Below are 8,219 nucleotides of genomic sequence, written 5' to 3'. Positions count from 1 at the left end.
TAAACCGACGCTTCCTTTAAAAATCCTTACCATGCTTCCACCAATTAAAATTTTAAGAACAAAATAAAACATGTCAAGAATAAATTTTGTGCTTAACAAAAAAATTAGTTAACCAAGCATACAAAACGCACACGGACCGCAGGAATTTCATGTCATCTTCCTCGATGGGGGACGCACAGAAGCTGCAAAAGACCCGATAATAAGACAAGCTTTAAGATGTGTTCGCTGCGGCGCATGCATGTATGAATGTCCAGTCTACCCAATAGTAACAGGCTATTGGGGTCACAAATATATAGGCGGCATAGGAATACCGTGGACGGCATTCATCGCAGGCGGCTGGGAAAAGGCTGCGCCTATGGCTTTCGCATGCACACTATGCGGAAGATGCGTAAAGTTCTGCCCAATGCAAATAGATACGCCAAAGATCGTCGAGCACATAAGGCAAAAGCTGTGGAAAATGGGCTATGTTCCGTCAGGCATAAAGGAAATGGCTGAAACAACTGAGCGCGAGGGAAAGCCATACTGACCGAAAATAATCGTTGCTAATCGGTAGCTGTCACTTATATAAGGACATTCTTCTTAACCTTACTTTTGTCCAAGTTTATTAAGCATATTTTCAATTTCGGCACATATATAGTCTAAATCATTCTCCTTAAGATATTTTACTGGTTTTCCAATATATATATTCACCCTGGCGAATGGTAATGGTATCAGAAATCTGTCCCAGCTATTAAGCCTTTTGTGTGGTTTCGCCTCAGCCCAAAATGCAACCACACTCGCGCCGCTTCTAACCGCTGCCAATGCCACCCCCGGTTTCACTTTTCGTCGAGGACCTCTTGGACCATCAGGGGTTATCGCAACAACATTGCCTGCCTTAAGCTCCGCCAATATTCTCGTAAGTGCCTTGGTGCCACCTCTTGTGGACGAACCACGAATAACTCCAAAACCGAGTCTCCGAACAGCCCTTGCTATAATCTCGCCATCTCGGGACTCACTAATCAATACCTTTATTCCCCGACCTCGAAACACATAAGAAAGCGGCAGAATGTGTTCATGCCAGAAAACGAACAAAGCCCCCTTACGCACATAATTTTCCATACCATAAATCTTCACGCCCCAGGTCATTCCCAGAAAGCGTATCAAAAAAGGCAGGATATACTCAGCTACAAAAAATAAAATCCTGTCCCAAAACGAAAGTTTACTTTTCTCTTTCATTCTCCTTTATTACTTCAAGCATTTGCGGGAAAATTTCGGGATTGGCAGCAATAATTCTGTCGGATGTTAATGTCCACGGCTTTCCACTAAAGTCGCTCGCTATACCACCTGCTTTTTTGACTATAATAGCACCAGCAGCCATGTCCCATGGTTTTAGCTTGAGCTCCCAGAAACCGTCAAGTCGCCCGCAAGCAGTATAAGCTAAGTCGAGAGCAGCGGAACCTGCCCGTCTTATGCCTAGTGCTCGATAAAAAAATGCAACAAAAAAGTTTAAATTATCCTCACTACCCGGCTTTCTCGAATACGGAAATCCCGTGGCAATAAGGGCATCGGAAAGCTCTGAAATCTTGGAAACCGTTATTTCCTGCCCATTAAGTTTGGCAGCGGTTCGACTCGATGCTTCGAAAGTTTCAGACCTTAGCGGGTCTCGAATGACGCCCAGAACCAGCCTTCCCCTATGAACCAGCGCTATCGATACAGCAAAAACCGGAAACCCATGCGCAAAATTATTAGTGCCATCAAGTGGGTCCACCACCCACAAATACTCAACTTCCAGCGCTTGTGATGCTCCTAACTCCTCGGAGAGTATCTTATGATGCTCGAACTTTTCCCTTATACTGGAGCGTATGAACTTTTCGCTCGCTATATCGCATGACGTAACTATTTCACGCCTTGATTTGTACCCTATTTCCTTGCGGCGAAAATAACCATCGCGCAGTATCTCCCCCGCACGCTCAGAAATTTTCCTGGCGAATTCGAGCAGTTCTAATTCCTCATCAAGACTCAATTCTGGTTCCCGCCAGAAATCAGATTGTTCGTAGAATTCATTCAAATCAATCATAAATAACTCCTTTAAGTAATTCTTCCGCAATATCGAAACCTTCGCCAACCTGCTCGGGTGAATGCGCATCTGAACCCACTGTGGCAACCCTAACACCATGCTTAAGCAAAATTTTAAGTGCCGTTTCCGACGGATATGTGGATTTAAGCTCTCTGCGCAAACCCGCGGTGTTAAGCTCAATAGGCATGCTCAAAGCTTTAAGCTCAGCCGCTATCTGCGGAAGAAATTTTGCCTCAAGCTCCTCACATCGCGAGATCCCCCAGTAAAGCCCAAGATACTTCTTATATCCATCAATATGTCCTACAACATCAAAAATTCCGCTCGCGGCCAGTGAAACTATCATGTCATAATATTTTGGAATGAATGAATTAATCTCAAAAACTCTCCTTGCCAGATCTTTAAATTTGCTGCTCGTTATTTCAATCCCATCAAGAGCGTGAATAGAACCTATAGTGAACTCAGGCCGAAATTTTTCAATAAAATCTCTTATTTTCTGCTCGAAATGAAGACCGTATGAAAACTCAAACCCCCATATAACCTCAATTTTACCCTCATATATTTTTTTCAGATTTATCAATTCATTTTTATATTCTATTATATATTCATCAGCGAGCCTATATAACCTCCCACGAAATCTTATATATGGGTCATATGCGGAAAGTATAGGGTCAAGGTCTATATGCGTTGTGAAGCAAATTCGCTTAAACCCTTTCTTAATAGCCTCTTTCACAAATTCTTCGGCTCTGCCTCGCGCATCAATAGAATAGTCAGGATGAACATGACAATCGCACTCGAATATATCGTTTTTGTTTTTCATTTTGTGCCGCTTATCACCCTTATATGGTTGCTTATTATCCATACCTTTCCTTCCCGCACAAGTTCGACACGGTATATGCCTTCTTCAAAAGGCTTAAATTCAGCAGTCTTGCCGTGCTTCTTTTCAATCTTCTCACCATTGTGAACAAATATGATGTCCGATGAATCTGGCGCAACAACAAAAAATCTAAGCTCAGGGCTTAGGTGTATCCTGTCACCTATCGAAGCGAACTCGCTCCCACTTTTCGCAAAAAATCTGAATCCACGGGCATCACCCCAGCGACGGTTAGAGATGAAAACTCTGCATTCTCTTATGGCATCGAAAACAAAATCTTTTGCGCGCTGGGAACTTTCGGGTATGGGGCTTCTTGCAAGAATATGTGTCCAAAGTGAATTAAGTCCAATTTTATAAGGGAAAACAGTTCTCCAGAACAGTTTGAGCAAACGAAGTTTATAACCGTGAGCATCAGCAGAGGCTATGCCGCACACTTTTCGAGAAAGATTCAGCTCATCCCATTTTTTTATTGCCAAAGCAGGCGGGGCATGAAGCAAACTGCGAGGTTTTAACAAATATTTTAACTTGTTGCCACAGGCTATACCCTCAAGCCACGATGACATGTGATTCCATATTTCTATCCCGTCGAACTGGTAAGCATCCCAATCCGTCCAAGGATATGGCGGGTATTTCTGTATTTGTCTTGACTCAAAGGGATGAGCAATTATTCCGATACCACCAGCTTCACGAACTCTTGCCACATATTCTTTAGGATTAAGTGTCCTGGGCAAAACCTCATTCACACCAAAGACTAAGTAATGATTAATTCCTGTCGGGTCCTCATGCTCGTAACCAATAATAACCAGCACACCATCATACCAGCCCTCCTTCGACTTGCTGGCAAGAGTCATGTGGTCCGCAAACATAAGGAAATCAATATTATACTTCTGAGCGAGCTTTATTATATATTCGTGAGGTTTTGTGCCGTCCGAATCGAGCGTATGAATGTGGACGACACCCACATATTCGTAAAGTTTCTCGTTTTGGCTCATCTTTTTTCCCGAGCCTTTGCGAAATCATATATGGCTATTGCGCCCTTAACGAGTAGTAAGTCATCTATCCTGTGAGGCAACGGAAGAAAGCTCGATATATAACCTGCACTTCCACCTGTAAGCAGTAACAACGAATTAATATCTGACTTAATGAGTCTTTCCCACAGATAAATAACAGCGCCACACACAGCAGCAACAGTTCCCGCCGCTATACACTGACTGGTACCTTTACCAGGGAATTGAGGTTTTATCTCGTCGTCAGCAGGCCCAAGTTGCGCCGTGGATTGGAAAAGCGCCCGTTTCATAAGTTCAATCCCGGGCAATATAGCTCCACCGCGAAATACACCATTACTAATAAGGTCTATCGTTACTGCCGTTCCCGCATCAACGACGAGAATTTTCTTCGCATCATCTGAGTAGAAATTCCAGGCTCCTACCGCCACCGCAACTCTGTCTGCGCCAAGCTTTCGTAGGTTGCCATATTCGAGCTTTATCGGCAACTCCATTTCGCCATTAACATTAACAACTCCAAGCCCCTCCCCTGCCAAAACATTCAATGCTATTTCGGTTGTTTCGGGGACCACCGAGACGACAATGGCTGCCTCAGCTCCTGACTGGCGCGCAATAGTCGAAAGTCTGCCAGACCACGCAAGATCTGCCCGGGAAAATTGCCACCGCCCGCCAAGCTCGTCGCCAACAGTAACATACACTTTAATAAAGCGGTTCCCGATGTCGAGTATTAAAAGCTTTTCCTTGCCCATCTTTGGAAAACCATACTTTATCAGAATAACCTAAGTCTGACATTAATGTATTTTTTGGGATTTCGCTTTATTTCCTTCACGAGCGAATCAAGCGTCGCTGCAGCTGAATTAAGCCTGTCATAAAGCTCTCTATTTTTCATTGCTGCGCCTATGGTCCCCTCACCGCGGCTTACAAGTTCAGTAAGCGAATCAAGTCTTGCAATCGTGTTTGACAAACGAGCGTACATCATCGTATCCGAAAGCACTTTCCTAAGAATGCCTCGGCTTTCGTAAAGAGCGCTCGCAAGCGAGGATAGCTGGGTGAACATCGTGTCAAGCCTGTAATAAAGAGACGGATTCCTGAACAGCAATCCTATGGTGCTTTTATCAGATTCCACACTTTCAACCATTTTGTTTACGAGGGCAAAGAATCTCTCAAGGTCGCGGGAAAGCTTTGGATTGTTTATAAGTTGCCCAACAGTCCCCTCGCCCTGATTTATTTTTTCAGCTATCCCTTTAAACGAATGTATCGCTTCGGTAACATCATCCACCACATTGACACTTCTTGACAACAACTCCTCGAAATCTATCGGGCTTGTGCATTGAATGTAATCACCATCTTCAAGCATCGGCTGGTCAGCGCTGCCAAGCGTTATGGCGACATACTTGTCTCCGAGTAGCCCAAGAGTTCCTATACGAGCTTTACTATCGCGACGAATGTATTTTTGCACGCTCTTTTTTATCTTCATTCTTACCTCAACACATGTTTTCCCGCTGGAATCTGAGGGTATAAATATTATCTCCGAAACAGAACCTACATTAACACCAGCCAACCATACCGGTGCTCCTACCTGAAGTCCGCTTACCTGCTCCATTCTTGCGCGGATCTCGTAACGATGTTTGAAAAGCCCCTGCTGCCCGCTTATTATTATTATAGCAACAAGCGCAAGCAAAATTGAGGCAGTTATAAGACCACCCACTGCCACCGTTTTATCTTTTATTCTGCCCTTAGCTGCCATTTCTCCTCCAAAATAAATTTATACCAAAAAAGCTTAACCTCTAATAAGTTTATTTATAACACTTTTTGGAGCAGCCTGAGAAAGAAATTCCTTAAGCGCCGGAACATCAGAGTTTAGCAATTCCTCTCGATTGCCCTCAAACTCTATTCGCCCATCGTGAATGAAGGCAAATTTATCACCTACGGTTAATGCGCTTATTATGTCATGCGTCACTACTATAGATGTCGTTTTAAATCGCTCTTTAGTTCTGACTATGAGTTCGTTTATTCTGGCAGCAGTTATGGGGTCAAGTCCGGTGGTAGGTTCGTCGAAAAAAAGGAATTCAGGGTTAGTTGCCAACGCTCTCGCAAGAGCAGCTCTTTTTTTCATTCCGCCCGAAAGCTCTCCGGGAAGTTTGTTCGCAGCATCCGAAAGCTCAACGAACTCGAGAAGTGTCATTACTCGCTCGTTTATCTCTTCTTCACTTAGCGTTGAATGCTCAACCAATGGGAACGCCACATTCTCCCACACTGTTAGCGAATCGAAAAGCGCAGAACTCTGGAAAAGCATCCCTATCTTCTTCCTTATCTTCATCATCTGGGACTCGTCGAAATCCGTTGTATCAACACCATTTATTATTATCCGCCCCTCGTCAAGGTCGAGAAGTCGCAGTATTACTTTAAGAAGCACGCTTTTACCGCAACCCGAGCGTCCAAGTATGAGCGTGGTTTTCCCCGAAGGAACCACGAGGTTTATCCCGCGCAGAACGGGTTGTTCATCAAAGTATTTCCATACATTTACTATTTCAATCATATCCTAAGCACCCACAGAAGAATTTGAGTAATGAAATAATCGCCCACGAGTATGGCAACAGACGATATAACCACCGACTTGGTTGTTGACCTGCCCACACCTTCGGTTCCGCCAGTAGTCGAGAATCCAACATAACACGCCACCCAAACTATTATAAGTCCGAAAACCACCGATTTAAGAATTGACATTATTACATCATCAATAATCAATATGTCAAATACGGTTTTCCAGTAAAATTGCGCGGATATGCCCAGCACAGTCGTAGCCACGAAAAGCCCGCCGAAAAGCCCGACGCCATTTGCAAGAATCGTCAGTGCTGGAACCATAGTCAGCCCAGCAAGAACTCTCGTTACTGCAAGTTTTTTTATCGGGTCAGTTCCCATAGCGCGCATAGCGTCAATTTGCTCAGTAACTTTCATTGAACCGAGCTCAGCAGCGATACCTGCTCCCACACGCCCCGCAATAACGAGTGCAGTAAGAACTGGTCCAAGCTCTCTTATAAACGATATGGACAAAAGCGAGCCGACATACATTTTCGCCCCGAAAATAGCGAGTTCATGACCCGTTTGAAGTGCGTATATCATGCCCGTAAAAAGGTTAGTAAGCGTCACAATAGGAAGCGATTGAATTCCTATGGAGTACATCTGATAAAGCGTGTCCTCGGCGTAAAAGGGCTTTCGGAAAATTGATGTGAATATGTTTCCACCAAGCTCGAAGAATTCCGCCACTGAGATGAAAAACCTATCGAGCTGGTTCCGCATTATTCGTAGTCCTCCATAAGGTAAGAACTGGTCTTGCGCCTTCTTCTTAGCGTCTCCTCGATTCTATCAATGAACGATTTGGCAAGATTCTCACCGAAAGTTTTTATCTTAAAGTTGGTAGCTATAACCTCGGTTATGGATGTCAAATTTTTGCCCGGTGAGACGGGGATAATAATCTTCGGTATCTCGACATTCAGGAATGATGTGTATCTTTCGGTTATACCCAGCCTTTCGCATTCGTCGAGCTCGTTCCAGAAAACGAGGTGAATGTTTATTTCCACCCTTTTTTGGAGCCTTATTGCTCTTATCCCAAAGAGTTTCTCAATGTCTATAAGTCCAAGCCCGCGAATCTCAATGTAATGTCCCTGAACATCGGTTGGATAAGCCATAAGCACATTTGTTCCTATTCGCTTTATCACCACAATGTCGTCCGCTATAAGCCTATGTCCTCTTTCGATAAGGTCGAGAGCACATTCACTTTTACCAACGCCACTTTTGCCTGTAAAAAGTATTCCAACACCTAAAACATCAACCATAGTGCCGTGAACTGTTATAGTAGGTGCGAAAAACAGCTCGAGCCATCGGGACAATCTGCTCATGAGTTCAGTAGTCCGCAGACGACTGATAAGTATCGGAACCTTGTATTCATCGGCGAGTTTCGCAAGGACAGCTGGCGGTTCAAGCCCACGGCTTACTATTATACAAGGTATCCTGCGCCCTTTATCGTCCTCGTATGTAAAAAGTTTCTCCAGAGTATCGTAAAGCTTTTCTTTCGGCAGGTCGTTCAGATAAGTTATCTCCGTTTTTCCCAGCACCTGAACGCGCTCGCACGCGAAAACTTTATACCAACCCATAAGCGCCATGCTTGGACGGTTTATGTATTTGCTGGTCAGGGAGCGCATAAGCCCTTCACGGCCAGCATAAACCGTAAGCTCCAGCGTGTCTCGCAGCTCTGTGAAAAGTTTGTGTATCTTTATTGCGGTCATCG

10 protein-coding genes are annotated in these 8,219 nt (G+C 44.3%); 1 reads left to right on the top strand and 9 read right to left on the bottom strand.

All coding sequences use genetic code 11. The features are described from left to right. Positions 1-238 precede the first annotated feature (238 nt). A complete protein-coding gene (locus J7J62_06640; protein ID MCD6124831.1) occupies positions 239-526 on the top strand; it encodes a 4Fe-4S dicluster domain-containing protein in 288 nt (95 codons plus the stop codon). Between the two features lie 59 nt (positions 527-585). Here the strand turns inward: J7J62_06640 and J7J62_06635 are convergent, their stop codons facing one another. From J7J62_06635 to hprK, 9 genes are read right to left on the bottom strand one after another with little or no spacing between them, the layout of a single operon-like run. Further along, positions 586-1,215, bottom strand: a complete 630-nt coding sequence (locus J7J62_06635) for a lysophospholipid acyltransferase family protein (protein ID MCD6124830.1) — start codon at positions 1,213-1,215, stop codon at positions 586-588. Next, entirely contained in the window at positions 1,199-2,056 is an 858-nt protein-coding gene (locus J7J62_06630; protein MCD6124829.1) for an inositol monophosphatase, read from the bottom strand. Before J7J62_06630 ends, J7J62_06635 begins: the two co-directional genes overlap by 17 nt. After that, complete coding sequence (locus tag J7J62_06625) at positions 2,049-2,873, bottom strand: histidinol-phosphatase HisJ family protein (protein MCD6124828.1); 825 nt, start codon at positions 2,871-2,873, stop codon at positions 2,049-2,051. The genes J7J62_06630 and J7J62_06625 overlap by 8 nt, the downstream gene beginning before the upstream one ends. Next, entirely contained in the window at positions 2,870-3,919 is a 1,050-nt protein-coding gene (locus J7J62_06620) for a PHP domain-containing protein (GenBank protein MCD6124827.1), read from the bottom strand. Before J7J62_06620 ends, J7J62_06625 begins: the two co-directional genes overlap by 4 nt. Continuing rightward, positions 3,916-4,680, bottom strand: coding sequence for a type III pantothenate kinase (locus tag J7J62_06615; GenBank protein ID MCD6124826.1), 765 nt, complete (start codon positions 4,678-4,680; stop codon positions 3,916-3,918). Before J7J62_06615 ends, J7J62_06620 begins: the two co-directional genes overlap by 4 nt. Positions 4,681-4,700: 20 nt before the next feature. Then, positions 4,701-5,678: an MCE family protein gene (locus J7J62_06610; protein ID MCD6124825.1), complete on the bottom strand. Its 978-nt coding sequence runs from the start codon at positions 5,676-5,678 to the stop codon at positions 4,701-4,703. Between the two features lie 33 nt (positions 5,679-5,711). Then, positions 5,712-6,470 carry an ATP-binding cassette domain-containing protein gene (locus J7J62_06605; protein MCD6124824.1) on the bottom strand — a complete coding sequence of 253 codons (759 nt, stop codon included), beginning with the start codon at positions 6,468-6,470 and terminating at the stop codon, positions 5,712-5,714. Beyond that, positions 6,467-7,231 carry an ABC transporter permease gene (locus tag J7J62_06600; GenBank protein ID MCD6124823.1) on the bottom strand — a complete coding sequence of 255 codons (765 nt, stop codon included), beginning with the start codon at positions 7,229-7,231 and terminating at the stop codon, positions 6,467-6,469. The genes J7J62_06605 and J7J62_06600 overlap by 4 nt, the downstream gene beginning before the upstream one ends. Continuing rightward, positions 7,231-8,217, bottom strand: coding sequence for an HPr(Ser) kinase/phosphatase (gene hprK, locus J7J62_06595; protein MCD6124822.1), 987 nt, complete (start codon positions 8,215-8,217; stop codon positions 7,231-7,233). The genes J7J62_06600 and hprK overlap by 1 nt, the downstream gene beginning before the upstream one ends. Positions 8,218-8,219: the final 2 nt, after the last annotated feature.

Source organism: bacterium (assembly GCA_021159335.1).
Classification (GTDB): Bacteria; UBP14; UBA6098; order B30-G16; family B30-G16; genus JAGGRZ01.
This window is presented reverse-complemented; position numbering and strand designations above follow the sequence as displayed.